Here is a 1,011-nt window from a genome sequence, read left to right as displayed (position 1 = left end):
TAGATGATTGAGTCCTAAATTCTGGCTGCTCAATGGTCGTAGGCGATCAGTGATCGTGGGTTCGGTGCCCCGATGGTGGTGTTGTGCCAGATCACTGCGGCCAGGGCGAGTAGGCGTTGACCGACGCGGGCGAACAGGCCCGTTGGTCGGCGGGCGCCGTGGCGTTCCAGCGAGAGTTGACCTTTGAGGGTTTGGAAGATCGATTCGATCCACTGGCGGCAGCGCAGTAGCGCGCGTTCGGCGGGGGTGCGGACGAGGTCTGACTTCGCGTTGGCGCGTTTCGGGCGTACGAGGTGTATGCCGGCGTCGTGGCAGAAGCGTTCGAACTCGGCCCCGGCGAAGCCTCGGTCGGCCAGGATCACCTGTCCCTCGGCGATGAGGTGGTGGTCGGCCTCCAGCAGGGCGGTCATGACGTCGCGTTCGTCGAGTTTCGGGTTGGCCAGGCACCACAGGATGGGCATGCCCTCCGCGGTGGCCAGCAGATACAGACGCATGCCCCAGAAGAAACGCGAGTGTGAGGCGCTGTAGCCGTAGCCGGCGTCCCCGGCCAGGTCGGAGCGTTTGACGGTCTCTCGGGAAGCGCCGCACGGCACCGGCGTGGAGTCGATCAGTCTGAGGATCGGCGCACCTGATCCGGTGATCCGGGCCAGGCCCCGGATCACCGTGGCGATCAGTTCGCCACTGGCTCGCACGCGTTTGCCGTAGCCGGAGGCGGTCGGCAGGTACGGAAACAGGTGACGCAGGTGAGCGTGGGCGTAGCGGATCCAGTGCCGCTCACGCGGGAACTCGAGCAGAACCTGGGCGATGAGCAGGCACACCAGTTCCGCGTCTGACAGCCGTCGAGGTCGTCCTGGCCTGCGACGGCCTGGCGGAACAAGGTGATCATCAACGAAGACGTACAGTGCGGTCAGAAGGGTGTCGATGTCAGCAGTCACGAGCAGACAACGACACCCTTCCCTATGCGGTACGACCACCGCCTCACCAGCTCAGATTTGGGACTCAGTCATCTAG

1 protein-coding gene is annotated in these 1,011 nt (G+C 64.5%); it reads right to left on the bottom strand.

Going from position 1 to position 1,011, the window contains the following annotated elements:
- Positions 1 to 29: 29 nt before the first annotated feature.
- Positions 30 to 935, bottom strand: coding sequence for an IS982 family transposase (locus tag ABZU52_RS32500; RefSeq protein ID WP_354974730.1), 906 nt, complete (start codon positions 933 to 935; stop codon positions 30 to 32).
- Positions 936 to 1,011 lie beyond the last annotated feature (76 nt).

The organism is Micromonospora sp. NPDC005220 (genome assembly GCF_040607895.1).
Taxonomy (GTDB): Bacteria; Actinomycetota; Actinomycetes; order Mycobacteriales; family Micromonosporaceae; genus Micromonospora.
This window is presented reverse-complemented; position numbering and strand designations above follow the sequence as displayed.